11 protein-coding genes are annotated in these 13,207 nt (G+C 71.2%); 10 read left to right on the top strand and 1 reads right to left on the bottom strand.

The genetic code is table 11. The features are described from left to right. From CEK65_RS07380 to CEK65_RS07355, 6 genes are all read left to right on the top strand, one after another. Window positions 1-973 (top strand): thiolase family protein (locus CEK65_RS07380; protein ID WP_152181264.1); only part of this gene is annotated, 973 nt, incomplete at its 5' end. A 122-nt stretch (window positions 974-1,095) separates the two neighbouring features. Next, complete coding sequence (locus tag CEK65_RS07375) at window positions 1,096-1,437, top strand: hypothetical protein (RefSeq protein ID WP_048490955.1); 342 nt, start codon at window positions 1,096-1,098, stop codon at window positions 1,435-1,437. Window positions 1,438-2,017: 580 nt separating this feature from the next. Then, window positions 2,018-2,371, top strand: a complete 354-nt coding sequence (locus CEK65_RS07370; RefSeq protein WP_017908416.1) for a hypothetical protein — start codon at window positions 2,018-2,020, stop codon at window positions 2,369-2,371. A 127-nt stretch (window positions 2,372-2,498) separates the two neighbouring features. Continuing rightward, on the top strand, window positions 2,499-4,208 hold the full coding sequence (locus CEK65_RS07365; RefSeq protein WP_193314719.1) for a diguanylate cyclase: 1,710 nt from the start codon (window positions 2,499-2,501) through the stop codon (window positions 4,206-4,208). 104 nt (window positions 4,209-4,312) lie between these two features. Beyond that, window positions 4,313-4,858 carry a polymer-forming cytoskeletal protein gene (locus tag CEK65_RS07360; protein ID WP_152181263.1) on the top strand — a complete coding sequence of 182 codons (546 nt, stop codon included), beginning with the start codon at window positions 4,313-4,315 and terminating at the stop codon, window positions 4,856-4,858. After that, window positions 4,855-5,217, top strand: a complete 363-nt coding sequence (locus tag CEK65_RS07355) for a hypothetical protein (RefSeq protein WP_152181262.1) — start codon at window positions 4,855-4,857, stop codon at window positions 5,215-5,217. Before CEK65_RS07360 ends, CEK65_RS07355 begins: the two co-directional genes overlap by 4 nt. Before the next feature lie 272 nt (window positions 5,218-5,489). On the opposite strand, the gene CEK65_RS07350 is transcribed toward CEK65_RS07355, so the two are convergent. Then, window positions 5,490-7,130: an acyl-CoA dehydrogenase family protein gene (locus CEK65_RS07350; RefSeq protein ID WP_152181261.1), complete on the bottom strand. Its 1,641-nt coding sequence runs from the start codon at window positions 7,128-7,130 to the stop codon at window positions 5,490-5,492. A 111-nt stretch (window positions 7,131-7,241) separates the two neighbouring features. Here CEK65_RS07350 and CEK65_RS07345 point away from each other — a divergent pair, with 111 nt between their 5' ends. Genes CEK65_RS07345 through pdeM form a run of 4 tightly spaced genes read left to right on the top strand, consistent with a single transcriptional unit; the run spans window position 7,242 to window position 13,018 of the window. Continuing rightward, complete coding sequence (locus tag CEK65_RS07345) at window positions 7,242-8,246, top strand: ligase-associated DNA damage response exonuclease (RefSeq protein ID WP_010342292.1); 1,005 nt, start codon at window positions 7,242-7,244, stop codon at window positions 8,244-8,246. Next, window positions 8,243-9,835 (top strand): ATP-dependent DNA ligase, encoded by a 1,593-nt coding sequence (locus CEK65_RS07340; RefSeq protein WP_152181260.1) that lies wholly within the window; start codon window positions 8,243-8,245, stop codon window positions 9,833-9,835. Before CEK65_RS07345 ends, CEK65_RS07340 begins: the two co-directional genes overlap by 4 nt. Then, window positions 9,832-12,378, top strand: a complete 2,547-nt coding sequence (locus CEK65_RS07335) for a ligase-associated DNA damage response DEXH box helicase (RefSeq protein ID WP_152181259.1) — start codon at window positions 9,832-9,834, stop codon at window positions 12,376-12,378. Before CEK65_RS07340 ends, CEK65_RS07335 begins: the two co-directional genes overlap by 4 nt. Then, the gene (gene pdeM / locus CEK65_RS07330) at window positions 12,368-13,018 is read left to right on the top strand and encodes a ligase-associated DNA damage response endonuclease PdeM (protein ID WP_152181258.1); all 651 of its coding nucleotides are present in this window, start codon (window positions 12,368-12,370) and stop codon (window positions 13,016-13,018) included. The genes CEK65_RS07335 and pdeM overlap by 11 nt, the downstream gene beginning before the upstream one ends. The last annotated feature ends 189 nt before the right edge of the window (window positions 13,019-13,207 follow it).

Below are 13,207 nucleotides of genomic sequence, written 5' to 3'. Positions count from 1 at the left end.
GGCCGCGCGCGCGGCCGGCGTGCCCGACGGCACCGGCGCCACCACCATCAACAAGGTCTGCGGCTCGGGCATGAAGGCGGTGATGCTCGGACACGACCTGATCAAGGCCGGTTCGGCCAGCATCGTCGTCGCCGGCGGCATGGAATCGATGAGCAACGCGCCGCACCTGCTGCCGAACTCGCGTACCGGCAACCGCTACGGCAACTTCCAGGCGGTCGACCACATGGCCTGGGACGGCCTGACCAATCCCGACGACGGCCAGGCGATGGGCGTGTTCGGCGAGGCCACCGCGGAGAAGTTCGGCTTCAGCCGCCAGGACCAGGACGCGTTCGCGATCGAATCGGTGAACCGCGCGCAGGCCGCGCAGCGCGATGGCGCCTTCGCCGACGAGATCGTCCCGGTCGCCGTGGCCACCCGCAAGGGCGAGGTACGGGTCGACAGCGACGAGCAGCCGGGCAAGTCCGACGTGACCAAGATCCCGGCGCTGAAGCCGGCGTTCAAGAAGGACGGCACGGTCACCGCGGCCAGTTCCTCGAGCATCTCCGACGGTGCCGCCGCGCTGGTGCTGCTGGGCACCGACGAGGCCGACCGCCGCGGCGTCGCGCCGCTGGCCCGGATCGTCGGCCACGCGACCTTCTCGCAGGCGCCGGAATGGTTCACCACCGCGCCGGTGGGCGCGATCCGCAAGCTGCTCGACCAGGTCGGCTGGAGCCTGGACGACGTCGACCTGTTCGAGATCAACGAAGCCTTCGCCGTGGTGGCGATGGTGCCGATCAAGGAACTGGGCCTGGACCACGCCAAGGTCAATGTCCATGGCGGCGCCTGCGCGCTCGGCCATCCGATCGGCGCCTCCGGTGCGCGGCTGCTGGTGACATTGCTAAATGCGTTGCGCAGCCGTGGCGGCCGCCGCGGAATCGCGACGCTGTGCATCGGCGGTGGCGAAGCGACAGCGGTCGCCATCGAATTGATTTGATTGGGATTAACCCCTGAAACACAAAAATGAATGCGCGTGCGCTTGACAGCCGACTTTGGCTTGTCATCATGTTGAGGGCGCGCATTCGCGCGTTGCCTAACTAAACGACGAGGATAGACACAATGAGCATCAACAAGCTGCTGATCGCAATGGCCCTGGGCCTGGCCCTGGCCGCGTGCTCGAAGCAGGAGCAGGCCCAGGACGCCGCCGCTTCGGCTAACGAAGCCGCCACCGACGCGCAGGCTGCTGCCGACCAGTCGGCTGCCGCCGGCGCCCCGACCGCCGACGCCGCTCAGGCCGCTGCCGACACCGCCGCGACCGCCGCCAACACCGCTGCCGACGCTTCGGCCGCTGCCGCCGCTGCCCCGACCGATGCCGCTGCCGACAAGGCTGCCGACACCGCCAAGGCTGCGGAAGACACCGCCGACAAGGCGAAGGACGCTGCTCAGGAAGCCAAGAAGTAATCACTTCTTGCTTTTTGCAGTCCTGAAAGAGCCGCTGGTCCGCCAGCGGCTTTTTCTTTGCCTGGCGTTTGCCGGGCAGCACGGCAACGGCGCCACCAACGTGCCGGCACAGCCTGTTCCCGGAGGGCGGCGAGGTGACGACGCATGCATGTCGCCTCGCGCGAATGCCGCGCCGTCGTCCGTCGCTGACGTCACTGACGTCGCGTCGCAAGCGTGCGCCCCCGCACACAGGATTTGTCCGCGCCATTGCGTCGTCCACGCGTAGCGCGCATGCAAGCGCGACGCATGACCCGCACGACGCGCCGCACCGCCGCCCGCGGCGAGCGATGCGGTCGATGCGCACCGCTGCCAGGCGCCATGCACGTGCGGCGCGTACGCGCCGACGCCGCACATCCGCATGGCCCGCATGCGACGGCAGCCGCGCGCATCGCAGTGCCTGGCTCCCACCCCACGGCGCCTCCCCAACCAGCGACAGCGCCTTCCTGAACACTGCCCCGCGCCACCGCTTCGCCTTGACGCAGGCTGCATGCGCGTCCGCCTAGGCTGCGCCGCGTCACCCACCCGTGGACGGAGAAGCCGCATGAACAAGACCCCGATCGTGGCCCTGCTGGGCGCCCTCGCACTGGCCGGCTGCCAGGGTCCCGAATCGCAGCAGGCACAACGCGACGCCAAGGTCGCTGCCGAACAGACCGGCGAAGCGGCCAAGGAAGCCGCCGGCCAGGTCGCGCAGGCCGGGCGCGAGGTCGCCGCCGACGCGCGCGATGCCGCGCACCGTGCGGCCAACTCCGATGCGGTCAAGGATGCCTCGGCCGCAGCCAAGGAGATGGCGGCCGATGCCAGCGAGGCCACGGCGAATGCGGCGCAGAAAGTCGCCGACAAGGCGCGCGAGAACGCCAACGAAGATCCGCACAACGGCGACCGCGAGCAGCATTGAGTCATTGGCCGTCCCCGTGCATGCGGGGGCGGCCTCTGCCGCGCAGCGCGTGCCGCGCGCTGTGCCGGCAAGGCGTCTTTTGTGACGCCGGTCCAAGGCGTTTGCGGCGTCACAGTAGACTTTTGCGATGCCGATTCTCCAACGTGTGCGGGCCAGGACCCGTCTAGCCCTGCTGTTCTCCGCTGCGGTCTTCGTGCTGATCGGCGCCGGCGTGTTCTACGGCGCACAACGCGCGCTCTCCGACGCCGCACGCGTCGCCCACACCCACGAAGTGCTGCGCAACATCGACGAGGTGCAATCCACCTTGCTGATGACCGAATCCTCGTTGCGCGGCTACGAGTTGACCGACAACCAGGCCTATCTGAGCCTCTACTACGACAGCGCCGAACGCGTGCCACGGCAGTTGGCGCAGCTGCGCAAGCTGGTTTCCGACAATCCCGTGCAGATCGCCAACATCCAGGTGCTGCAGCAGTCGATGGACACGCGACTGCGGCAGATGCGGGAGATGCTCGCGGTGTACCAGCGCGACGGCCTGCAGGCGCTGCGGCAGGCGATGGCGCCCAGCGTGTACCAGAGCTCCAGCGCGATCCGCGACCAAGTGCAGCAGATGACCGACGTGGAACTGCAACTGCTGCAGAGCCGCGACACCTCCAACCAGCGCAGCGCCGACATGCTGCTGGTGCTCGCCCTGGCCGGCATCCCGTTCGGCCTGGGCAGCGTCGGCGTGGTGTACGCGCTACTGCTGCGCGAACTGCGCAACCGCAGCAACGCCGAGCAGGCCGCCTCGGTCGCCAACGAGAAGATGGAAACCAGCATCACCGAGCTGGAGCGCACCAGTGCCGACCTCAACGCGCTCAGCCGCTATACCGGCCTGCTGCAGAGTTGCGTGGAGCCGGCCGAGGCACTGACGGTGACCGCACGCCTGCTCGCCGCGCTGATGCCCGACACCGGCGGCAGCGTCTATCTGCTGCGCGCCTCGCGCGACCGCGCCGAGGAAATCGTCAGTTGGGGCCAGCCGCCGGTCGGCAGCGAGCCGGCCGTAGCGCCGCAGGACTGCTGGGCCTTGCGCCGCGACAAGAGCCACTTCGTGCATGCGCAGGGCCACGACTCGGCCTGCGCGCATCTGCGCGAGGATCCGTACGCGGCCGGTGCCAGCACCGCCTGCATTCCGTTGTCGGCTCAGGGCACCCAGTTGGGCTTCGTGTTCCTGGCCGGGCGCGGCACCGGTCCACTGCCGCGCATCGCCATCGCCGAGGCCGCCGCCGAGCAGCTGTCGCTGGCGCTGAGCAACCTGCTTCTGCGCGAGTCGCTGCGCCTGCAGTCGATCCGCGACCCGCTCACCGGCCTGTTCAACCGGCGCTACCTGGAAGAATCGCTCAACCACGAACTGGCCCGCTGCGGACGCCGGCAGATGCCGCTGTCGCTGCTGATGCTGGACGTGGACCACTTCAAGCAGTTCAACGACCTGCACGGCCACGGCGGCGGCGACGCCCTGCTGGTCGCGGTCGGGCAGATGCTGTCGACGCGGCTGCGCGGCGAGGACATCGCCTGCCGCTACGGCGGCGAGGAGTTCACGGTGATCCTGCCGGAGACCGGGCCGGAACAGGCGCAGGCCATCGCCGAACAGATCCGCAGCGCTGCCCAGCAATTGAGCGCGACCGTGGACGGCAAGGCGCTGCCGGCGGTGACCATGTCGATCGGCGTGGCCAGCTATGCGCGCGACGGCGTGGTCGCCACCACCCTGCTGCGCAAGGCCGATGCGGCGCTGTACCGGGCCAAGCGCTGCGGCCGCAACCAAGTGCAGGCCTACGACCCGGCGCTGGACGGCATGGGCTGAACCAGCGGCGGTCGCGGTCGGGCCGCTGTTTTGAAGAAAGCGTCACAAAACCGACGCGATAGAGCGGCGATAGTCGCGCTTCCCCCGACTGGAGACGACAGCCCATGTCCATCTGGAAAGACCAGGGTCCTGCGCGCAAGGATGGCCTGCCGCCCGTTCCCGGCAACGGCGCGTTGCCGCCGGAGCCGCGCCCGGCGGGCGATGCCGCCCCAGGCGAACCGCTCGCCGCGGCCGCCGCCGCCGCCCCTGCCGCCCGCGCCGCTGCGCCGGCACCCGCCGCGAAGGAATCGCTGATCGCCGCCGACATCAGTATCGAGGGCAAGATCGAGGGCACCGGCCACATCCGCATCGCCGGCAAGTTCAAGGGCGACGTCAATGTGCAGGGCGACCTCACCATCGAGACCGGCGCCAAGCTCAGCGGCGGCGTGCGCGCCGACAAGGTGGTGATCGCCGGCGAGCTGGAAGGCAACATCGAATCGGCCTCGCGGGTGGAGCTGCTTGCGTCCGGCGCGCTGATCGGCGACGTCAAGGCCGGCTCGCTGACCGTGGCCGCCGGCTCGCGCATGCGCGGCCAGGCCGACTTCGGCTGGGACGACGACAAACATGCCCGCAAGGGCGGCAAGCCCGCGGAGTCCGACGCCGGCGCATGAGCAGCCCGCGTCCCGGCAGTCCGGGGGCGACCCGGACCTGCCCGCACTGCAAGGCCACCATTCTCGAAAGCGCCAGCGTCTGCCCGGCGTGCAAGCACCACCTGCGCTTCGATTCGGCGGTGCTGCAGCAGTCGGCGCCATCGGCGCTGGTGCCACTGCGGGTGGAAGGGAGCATCCGCCACCCGGCCGACGGCAGCGCCTGGGAATACACCGTGTTGGTGAGCATCCGCAACGGCCGCGGCGAGGAAATCAAGCGCCAGTTGGTCGGCGTCGGCGCCATGCTCGACGGCGAGGAACGCAGTTTCACGCTGTCGGTCGAGGCGACGCCGGTGCGGGGTGGGAAGCGCGGGAGGCATTAGCGTCTTGCGGCGCCGGGATTGGGGATTGGGGATTGGGGATTCGTAAAAGCCTGGCCCCTCTCCCATCGGGAGAGGGGTTGGGGTGAGGGTACGGCTGCGCGTCGCCTGTGACCGTCGCACTTGCTGCATGGCGACGCTGGCTGCCGTACCCTCATCCGCCCCTTCGGGGCACCTTCCCCCAAAAAGGGGGCCGTGGTCCCGGAGGGAGAAGGAAGTGCCGGCCCTCTCATTTCCCACTTGGCGACGGCGCGGTGCGTCGCCATGCCACACGCCTACGGCAACGCACGCATCAGCAGTTCCTCGACCGGCACACCCGGCTGCAGCGTGCCGAACGCCAGGCCATGCGCGCCGGCTAGGCGACTGCGTACGAACGTCGAGGCGGCCGGACTGCCGCTGCGCAGCAGGAGCGCGGCCTGCAAGGCCAGTGCGATGCGTTCGGCCAGGCGCCGTGCGCTGTACTCGTCTACTTCGGCGTGGCCAGCCAGCGGCGCGCGCAGTGCGTCCAGCGCCGCGTCGTACGCCGGGTCGCTGCCGGCCGCGGTCTGCAGCTCCGCCAGGACCGCGGCCGCGCTGGCCGGTTCGCGCGCCAGCGCGCGCAGCACGTCCAGGCACTGGATGTTGCCGCTCCCCTCCCAGATCGAGTTCAGTGGCGCCTGCCGGTACAGCCGCGGCAGGATCGACTCCTCGACGTAGCCGGCACCGCCCAGGCATTCCTGCGCCTCGTTGACGAAGGCCGGCGCGCGCTTGCACAGCCAGTACTTGCCCAGCGCGGTGGCAATGCGCGCGAACGCCGCTTCCGACGCATCGACGTCGGCCGCATCCACCGCGCGCGCCACCCGCAGCGCGAACGCGGTGGCGGCTTCCGATTCCAGGGCCAGGTCGGCCAGCACGTTGCGCATCAGCGGCTGCTCGACCAGGCGCTTGCCGAACGCGATGCGATGCCGCGCGTGGTGCAGCGCCTGGGCGAACGCCATGCGCATCTGCGCAGCGGCGGCGAGCATGCAGTCGAGCCGGGTCAGCATCACCATGCCGATGATCCGCGCCACCCCATGCCCTTCCTCGCCGACCCGCTGCGCCCAGGCCCCGGCGAACTCGACTTCGCTGGACGCATTGGACCAGTCGCCCAGCTTGTCCTTCAGCCGCATCAGCCGCAGCGCGTTGAGCTGCCCATCGGGCAGGCGCCGCGGCAGCAGGAAGCAGGTCAGGCCGCCCGGTGCCTGCGCCAGCACCAGGAAGCCGTCGGACATCGGTGCGGAGAAGAACCACTTGTGCCCGACCAGACTGTACGCGCCGGCGCCGTCCAGCGGCGTGGCGACGGTGGCGTTGCGGCGCACGTCCGAGCCGCCCTGCTTCTCGGTCATGCCCATGCCCAGGGTGATGCCGGCCTTGTCGGCGATCGGCACATCGCGCGGGTCGTAGTGCGGCGCGGCGGCCTTGTCGGCCCACTCACGCAAGGCCGGGTCCTGGCGCAACACCGCGACCGCGGCGTGGGTCATGGTCAGCGGGCAACTGGTGCCGGCCTCGGCCTGGTGGTGCAGGTAGCTCAGCGCCGCACGCGCCACATGCGCGCCCGGCTGCGGGCTGTGCCAGGACAGCCCGGCCACGCCATGGCGCTTGGCCGCGTCCAGCAACTGGTGATAGGCCGGGTGAAACTCGACCGTGTCGATGCGGTGGCCGTAGCGGTCGTGCGTGCGCAGCCGCGGACGGTCGCGGTTGGCGTCGAAGCCGAGCCGATATAGCGCATCGCCGGCCAGCACGCCGTACTGCGCCAGCGTCGCCGCGAAGCCGTCCGCGCCCTCGCGTGCGCAGGCCTCACGCAGCACCGCGTCGCCGGCCCAAAGATCGCGCGGTTCGAACGGCGGCGGCTGATTCTCGACCGTATGCGTGGCGAACGCCGGCAGGTCCGTGTGCATGCATCTCCCTCCCAGAAGCGCTGCACGCATTGTGGCCGATCCGTCGCGTCGCCGCGAACGCGCGGGGCGGATTCTCATCTCCTGCACACCGGCTTGGACACAGTGGCGCCCATGCCGAATGCCGCTTCCCAGGACCTGGTGGTGCTGCGCCCGGAAGGGCTGTACTGCCCCGCCGGCGATTTCCATATCGATCCCTGGCGGCCGGTGCCGCGCGCGGTCATCACCCACGGCCACGGCGACCACGCGCGCTCGGGCATGGGCGAATACCACTGCGCCGCCGCCGGCCTGCCCATCCTGCGCTGGCGGCTGGGCGAGCAGGCCTATCGGGCCTACGATTACGGCACCCGCTTCACGCTCGGCCGCGCGCAGGTGTCGCTGCATCCGGCCGGGCACGTGCTCGGCTCGGCGCAGGTACGCATCGAAGTGGATGGCGAGGTCTGGGTCGCCTCGGGCGACTACAAGCGCCAGCCGGATCCGACCTGCGCGCCGTTCGAGGTGGTGCGTTGCGACACCTTCATCACCGAGGCCACCTTCGCCCTGCCGGTGTACCGCTGGCCGGACACCAGCGCGGTGGCGCGCGAGATCGTCGCCTGGCGCCGCGAATGCGGCGCGCGCGGCGAGGCCGCGGTGCTGTTCTGCTACGCATTGGGCAAGGCGCAGCGCGTGCTCGCCGAATTGCAGCCGTGGGACGACCAGCCGGCGCTGCTGCACGGCGCGGTGGCGGCCGGCGTGGCGGTGTATCGCGAGGCCGGCGTGGCGATGCTGGACACGCGCACCGTGTCCGAACTGGACAAGCGCGCCGACTACGCCGGGCAGTTGGTGCTGGCGCCGCCGTCGGCCGCCGGCAGCCCGTGGCTGCGCCGCTTCCGCCATGCGCAACTCGGCTTCGCCTCGGGCTGGATGCGGCTGCGCGGCAACCGCCGCCGGCGCAACTACGACCGCGGCTTCGTGGTCTCCGACCATGCCGACTGGCCCGATCTGCTGCGCACCATCGACGAGACCGGCGCGCGGCGCGTGATTGCGACCCACGGCAACACCGACGCGATCATCCGCGCGCTCAACGAACGCGGTGTCGCCGCCGAGGCGTTCCGTACCGACTATGGTGGCGAGGAATGAAGCGCTTCGCCGCGCTGTACCGGCAACTGGACCAGAGCACCGCGACGCTGGACAAGCGCACCGCACTGGTGGCGTATTTCGAGCAGGCGCCGCCCGCCGACGCGGCCTGGGCGATCTGGCTGCTCAGCGGCGGCAAACTGCGGCGCATCGCCAACACCCGCGAACTGCGCGAATGGATCGCACAGGAAAGCGGCCTGCCCGGCTGGCTGGTGGACGACAGCTACGACCACGTCGGCGATCTGGCCGAGACCCTGACCCTGCTGCTCGACGATCCGGCGGAAACCCCGGACCCGGCACCGCTGCGCGACTGGATCGAGGAGCGCCTGCTGCCGGTGGCCGCACAGGACGACACCGCACGCCGCGCCGCGGTGGTGGCCGGCTGGCGCAGCCTGGCCTTCGACGAGCGCCTGCTGTTCAACAAGCTGCTGACCGGCGCGCTGCGCGTGGGCGTGTCGCAGCGACTGGTGCAGCAAGCCTTGGCAGCGATGTCCGGGATCGACATCGCACGCATCGCCCAGCGCATGCTCGGCGCCTGGTCGCCGACGCCGCAGGCGCTGGAGCAGTTGCTGTCCGACGAGGTGCTGCCCAGCGACCGCCAGCAGCCCTACCCGTTCTTCCTCGCCTCGCCGCTGGAAGCCGAAGTCGCCACGCTCGGCGCTCTCGACGATTGGCTGCTGGAGTGGAAATGGGACGGCATCCGCCTGCAGCTGATCCGCCGCGACGGCGAAGTGGCGCTGTGGTCGCGTGGCGAGGAACGCCTGGACGGGCGCTTCCCGGAGATCGAGGCGGCCGCGGCGACGCTGCCGCGCGATGCGGTGATCGATGGCGAGCTGCTGGTCTGGCGCGAAGGCGAGCCCGCGCCGCTGCCGTTCACCGCACTGCAGACCCGCATCCAGCGACGCAAGCCTGGTGCCAAGACCCTGGCCGATACGCCGGCGCGGGTGCTCGCCTATGACCTGCTGGAACTGGACGGCCAGGACCTGCGCGAGCAGCCGCTGCAGCAGCGCCGCGCGCAGTTGCAAACGTTGCTGGAGGCGCACGCCGATCCGCGCCTCACGCTGTCGCCGCAGGTGCAGGCCGCGACGTGGGAGCAGGCGGCGGCGCTGCGCGAGGATTCGCGCGTGCAAGGCGTGGAAGGGCTGATGCTCAAGCGTGCGACGTCGCCCTACCAGTCCGGCCGCCGCCGTGGCGACTGGTGGAAGTGGAAGGTGGCGCCACTGACCATCGACGCGGTACTGCTGTACGCGCAGGCTGGTCACGGCCGGCGCAGCACGCTGTACACCGACTACACCTTCGGCCTGTGGGACGGCGAGCAACTGGTGCCGGTGGCCAAGGCCTACTCGGGCCTGGACGACAGCGAGATCCTGGCGCTGGACCGCTGGATCCGCGCGCACACCACCGAGCGCTTCGGCCCGGTGCGCGCGGTGACGCCGTATCACGTGTTCGAGCTCGGTTTCGAGGCGGTGAATCGCAGCAGCCGGCACAAGTCCGGCATCGCCGTGCGCTTCCCGCGCATCCTGCGCTGGCGCCACGACAAGCCGTTCGCCGAGGCCGACCGCTTGACCACGCTGCAGGCGCTGGCGCGATGAGCGCAACCGCGGCGCGGCGGCGCCCGGCCGATGCGCCGCTGCACGCCTGGTTCGCGCAGCAGGGCTGGCAACCGCTGCCGTTCCAGCGCGCGCTGTGGCGGCAGTACCTGGACGGCGGCTCCGGGCTGCTGCACACGCCCACCGGCAGCGGCAAGACCCTGGCTGCGTTCGGCGGCCCGTTGTTGGAGGGTCTGCGTGCGCAGGCCGCGGCGCAGGCGGCCGCCGCCAAACAGAAGCCCGCCCGTGGCAACGGCGCCAGCGCGACTGCCAAGACCGTCGCGCCGCCGCGCACGCGCCGGCAGGCGCAGCGCGACCTCAAGGTGCTGTGGATCACCCCGTTGCGCGCGCTCGCCGCCGACACGGTACGCGCGCTGCGCGAACCGGCGCAGGCGCTGGGCCTGGACTGGCAGATCGGCCTGCGCACCGGCGACACCAGCGCCCGCGACAAGCGCCTGGCGCGCAGCGGCAAGCTCGACGTGCTGGTGACCACGCCCGAATCGCTGGCACTGCTGCTGTCCTATCCCGACACCGCGCCGCAACTGGCGACGCTGCGCTGCGTGATCGTCGACGAGTGGCACGAGCTGCTCGGCAACAAGCGCGGCGTGCTGCTGCAGCTGTGCCTGGCGCGGCTGCGCGGCTGGGCGCCGACGCTGCGCACCTGGGGCCTGTCGGCCACGCTCGGCAACCTGGACGAAGCGCGCGACGTGCTGCTGCCGCACCTGCCGCAGGCGCCGATCGTGGCCGGGGTCAAGCCGCGCACCCTGACCCTGGAGACGCTGGCACCCGCGGTCGGCGAGCGCTTTCCCTGGGCCGGGCACCTGGGCCTGGCGCAATTGCCACGGGTGCTGGAAAAACTCTTCGCGGTGCGCACCAGCCTGCTGTTCACCAACACCCGCGCGCAGGCCGAGCTGTGGCATCAGGCGCTGACCTCGGTGTGGCCGGAAGAAGCGCACACCCTGGCGCTGCACCACGGCTCGCTGGACCCAGCGCTGCGCAGCGCGGCCGAGCAGGGCCTGCGCGACGGCAGCCTGCGCTGCGTGGTGGCGACCTCCAGCCTGGACCTGGGCGTGGATTTCCCCGCCGTCGATCAGGTGCTGCAGATCGGCAGCCCCAAGGGCGTGGCGCGGCTGCTGCAGCGTGCCGGCCGCGCCAAGCACCGCCCCGGCGAGGCCGGCCACGTGTTGTGCGTGCCCTCGCACGCGCTGGAACTGGTCGAGTACGCCGCGGCGCGCCGCGCCATCGCCCATGGCCGCATCGAATCGCGGCCCTCGCCGCGGCTGTCGCTGGACGTGCTGGCGCAGCACTGCATCACCTGCGCACTGGGCGGCGGCTTCGCTGCCGACGCGCTGTACGCCGAAGTGCGCGGCACCGCCGCCTTCGCCATGCTGGATGCGCCGACCTGGCAGGCGGTGCTGGAGTTCGTCGTGCAGGGCGGACGCGCGCTGGCGCAGTATCCGGACTACCGCAAGGTGGTGCTGGACGCGGACGGCCGGTACCGCGTGCACGACCGCCGCATCGCCCTGCGTCATCGCCTGTCGATCGGCACCATCACCAGCGATGGCAGCGTCGCGGTGCGCTTCCTGCGCGGCGGCCGGCTCGGCGCGGTGGAGGAGCAGTTCGTCGGCCGTCTGCGCCGCGGCGATCGCTTCCAGTTCGCCGGGCGCCTGCTGGAACTGGTGCGACTGGAGGACATGACCGCCTACGTGCGTCTGGCCAAGGGCGGCGACGGCAGCGTGCCGAAGTGGATGGGCGGGCGCATGCCGCTGTCTTCGGAACTGGGCCGCGAGGTGGAAGCGGTGTTCGCCGATCCGCGTGGCGAGGCCGAACTGCGCGCGCTGGCGCCGCTGCTCGGCCTGCAGCGCGCGCTGTCGGCTCTGCCGGCACCGCAGCGGCTGCTGGCCGAGCGCGTGCGCGCCCGCGACGGCCAGCACCTGTTCGTGTATCCGTTCGCCGGCCGCCAGGTGCACGAAGGCCTGGCCGCGTTGCTGGCGCTGCGCTGGGGCCGACGGCAGCGCAATACCTTCAGCTTCGCCGCCAACGACTATGGCTTCGTGCTGTCGCCGGCGGAGGACGCGCCGATCGATGCGGCGCTGCTGCGCGAACTGCTGAGTCCGGCGCAGTTGTTCGAGGATCTGCGCGAGAGCCTCAACCTCGGCGAACTGGCGCGCCGCCAGTTCCGCGAGATCGCCCGCGTCGCCGGCCTGTTGCCGCCCAGCCTGCCCGGCCGCCTGCCGCGCAGCCTGCGCCAGCTGCAGGCCTCCAGCGGCCTGCTGTACGACGTGCTGAGCCGCTTCGATCCCGAGCACTTGCTGCTGGCGCAGGCCGAGCGCGAGGTGCTGCAGGGCGAGATGGAACTGACCAGGCTCGCCGCCACCCTGGACGATTGCGCCGCGCGCGAGCTGGCGCTGCACAGCCCGCGCAGCCTTACCCCGCTGGCGTTCCCGCTGTGGGCCGAGAGCATCCGCGGCCAGCTCAGCACCGAGGACTGGAAGGCACGGGTGATGCGCGCGGCGGCGCAACTGGAGCAGCGCAATGCGCGCTGAACTGGACTGGCTGCTGGCCGGGGAACCGATGCGCCTGCTCGGCGACCGCGCGCTGTACTGGCCGGCGCGGCGACGGCTGCTGATCGCCGACCTGCACCTGGGCAAGGCCGACGTCTTCCGCCGCGCCGGCATCGGCCTGCCGCGCGGCGGCACCGCGCTCGACCTGGCGCGGCTGTCGGCCCTGCTGCAGGCGCAGGACGCGGCGGAACTGTGGATCCTCGGCGACGTGCTGCACGGCGCCGCACCCGATGCCGACTGGCAACGCCAGTGGCATGCCTGGCGCGCGCAGCATCCGCAACTGCGCGTGGCGGCGATCACCGGCAACCATGACCGCGCCCTGGCCGGCGCTGGGCTGGACATCGCGCCGCTTGGCACGCAGGTGGAAGACGGCCCGTTCGTGTTGCGTCACGATCCGGTGACGGATGCGCAGCGCCATGTGCTGTGCGGACATTTGCACCCGCTGGCCAAACTGCCGGGCCTTCGCCCGCGCTGGCCGGCGTTCTGGCTGCGCGACGGCATGACCGTGCTGCCGGCGTTCTCGCACTTCACCGCCGGCGTCGCCCCGGTCCTGGCGCCGGGCGAGCGCCTGGTCGCCTGCGTCGAAGGCGCGGCCTTCGCCCTTCCAGTGGCGACGGCGTAGATCGGGCGGGGTGGCGACTGGTCGTGACTGCAACCGAAGTGGCGAGTGCGATGCCATGCTGTGGGAGGGACTTCAGTCCCGACGCGACAACTGAAGGGCGTCGGGGCTGAAGCCCCTCCCACAATGCAGTCGCAATGCATTGCGCGAGTGCTTGGCACCGTGCCGGAGGAAGCGTCGGCGTAACGCGGG

This window comes from Xanthomonas sp. LMG 12459 (assembly GCF_009192905.1).
Taxonomy (GTDB): Bacteria; Pseudomonadota; Gammaproteobacteria; order Xanthomonadales; family Xanthomonadaceae; genus Xanthomonas_A; species Xanthomonas_A sontii.
This window is presented reverse-complemented; position numbering and strand designations above follow the sequence as displayed.

What these genes read in the sequence shown, in the direction of transcription:
- CEK65_RS07375 (WP_048490955.1), top strand. Translation starts at nt 1,096, where the DNA reads ATGAGCATCAACAAGCTGCTGATCGCAATGGCCCTGGGCCTGGCCCTG.
- CEK65_RS07370 (WP_017908416.1), top strand. Translation starts at nt 2,018, where the DNA reads ATGAACAAGACCCCGATCGTGGCCCTGCTGGGCGCCCTCGCACTGGCC.
- CEK65_RS07365 (WP_193314719.1), top strand. Translation starts at nt 2,499, where the DNA reads ATGCCGATTCTCCAACGTGTGCGGGCCAGGACCCGTCTAGCCCTGCTG.
- CEK65_RS07360 (WP_152181263.1), top strand. Translation starts at nt 4,313, where the DNA reads ATGTCCATCTGGAAAGACCAGGGTCCTGCGCGCAAGGATGGCCTGCCG.
- CEK65_RS07355 (WP_152181262.1), top strand. Translation starts at nt 4,855, where the DNA reads ATGAGCAGCCCGCGTCCCGGCAGTCCGGGGGCGACCCGGACCTGCCCG.
- CEK65_RS07350 (WP_152181261.1), bottom strand. Translation starts at nt 7,130, where the DNA reads ATGCACACGGACCTGCCGGCGTTCGCCACGCATACGGTCGAGAATCAG.
- CEK65_RS07345 (WP_010342292.1), top strand. Translation starts at nt 7,242, where the DNA reads ATGCCGAATGCCGCTTCCCAGGACCTGGTGGTGCTGCGCCCGGAAGGG.
- CEK65_RS07340 (WP_152181260.1), top strand. Translation starts at nt 8,243, where the DNA reads ATGAAGCGCTTCGCCGCGCTGTACCGGCAACTGGACCAGAGCACCGCG.
- CEK65_RS07335 (WP_152181259.1), top strand. Translation starts at nt 9,832, where the DNA reads ATGAGCGCAACCGCGGCGCGGCGGCGCCCGGCCGATGCGCCGCTGCAC.
- pdeM (WP_152181258.1), top strand. Translation starts at nt 12,368, where the DNA reads ATGCGCGCTGAACTGGACTGGCTGCTGGCCGGGGAACCGATGCGCCTG.